Origin of the sequence: Pseudomonas sp. ANT_H4 (genome assembly GCF_008369295.1) — a bacterium.
In the GTDB taxonomy this organism is placed as follows: domain Bacteria; phylum Pseudomonadota; class Gammaproteobacteria; order Pseudomonadales; family Pseudomonadaceae; genus Aquipseudomonas.
Map to the genome: position 1 here is coordinate 1 of NZ_VOBG01000071.1, position 1601 is coordinate 1601.

At 54.3% G+C, this 1601-nt stretch carries 1 protein-coding gene and 1 pseudogene; one reads left to right on the forward strand and one right to left on the reverse strand.

The features are described from left to right. Nucleotides 1–955: cache domain-containing protein (locus FQ182_RS29545; protein ID WP_178114558.1), on the reverse strand; the 955-nt coding region annotated here is incomplete at its 3' end. 288 nt (nt 956–1243) lie between these two features. On the opposite strand from FQ182_RS29545, the pseudogene FQ182_RS29550 reads away from it, so the two are divergent. After that, nucleotides 1244–1425 (forward strand): annotated as a pseudogene (locus FQ182_RS29550) (sigma factor); the annotation flags it as partial. Between the last annotated feature and the right edge of the window lie 176 nt (nt 1426–1601).

Here is a 1601-nt window from a genome sequence, read left to right on the forward strand (position 1 = left end):
CACCCTCGCCCTGGGCGATATCCTGCATGGCGCGGCCCATGGTGGTCAGCGGGCGCATCAACACCTGGATCAGCAAGCTCAATAGAACGGCAATCGCCGCGACAGCGATGAACATAGCGATCAAGGCAGACGTACGGAATTTACCCAGCGGTGCGTAGGCTTTATCTTTGTCGATCGACAGACCGATGTACCAGTCTGCATTCGGCAAGTCGCTGATCGGGGTAAACGACAGAATTCGATCCTGTCCCTTGAGGAGCACATCCTGATTGACCTTCTCGATGCGGACATTGGTACCTGGGTAGATGTCCTTGAGATTTTTCATCACCTGGTCCTGGTCCGGGCTGGCGATGACCTGACCGTCGCCGCTAACCAGAAACGCATGACCGATACCGCCGAAGTCCACCGAGTTGATGATCTTCACCAGGGTTTGCAGGCTCAAGTCACCGGCTACCACACCGAGCAGTTCACCGTGCTTCTTGACCGGCATGGCGATGGTAACGATCAAGCCACCCACACCGGCTATATCCATATAGGGCGGCGTGAGCATGGTCTTGTCCGCGGCGACCGCTTGCTTGTACCAGGCGCGCTGACGCGGATCGTAACCCTCCGGCATTTTCTCGTCAGGACGCTGGGTGAAGACGCCATTGGTTTGGCCAACGTAGGTGTACTGGAAATTCGACGTGAAAGCCGATTGATCGACCAATCCTGGCAGGTCGGCACCGCTGCCTTGATAGGCGATGTTTTGCGCAAGAGTTTCCAAGACCAGCACCCGACCACTGAGCCAGTTCTGCACGCTGCTGGCCGTCAGATCGCCTGACTGCTGGATGGACGACTCCAGATTTTGTTTGATGGTGCTGCGTTGCAGATAGTCGTTGTACAGCGTGAATAACGCGAAGGCCAGAACCACAACGCCTGACGCGGCCAACAGAATTTTATGACTGAATTTGAGATTCATTTCATCGACTTCTTTTTGCCAAAAGTGAGTGGGCGTGCTGGATGCAACTTTCCATGTAACGGTATAGGCGGACTCTTCGACCACTCTATTTCGGTGCACGCATGGCTCATCAGGCTTTCGGCCTCATCCGGATAAAACTTAAGGATTTGCGAGATACATCCTCTTTTAATGTGAGAAACCGACCAATAGTAGCGGCTCGGGACACTGACCAGCCCTTTGTCAATGCCATCTCTCGAGTGTGCAGTACAGACGCTTTACAGCAACCACTACGGTTGGCTGCGTAGTTGATTGGACAATGCCGCGGATGCGGCCGACTTGACTTAGGACACCTTTGTCCGTCTGCTGCAGAAAACCGAGCGATTCTAACTGAGGGCGCGCGGGCCTTTTTGCGTACGATTGCCAAGGCGTTGGTGATCGGCCACTGGCGTCGCGAAGAAATCGAGCGTGCCTACCTGGAATCCATCGCGCAGTAACCCCAAGCACTGGCTCCAAGTGCCGAAGCTCAGATAGGAGAACATATGGCAGGCGCTCGCTCATACTTTTCCATCGCCCAAAACAAAACCCCATCTGCTTTCGCAAATGGGGTTTCGGAATTTAATCTTGACGATGACCTACTCTCACATGGGGAAACCCCACACTACCATCG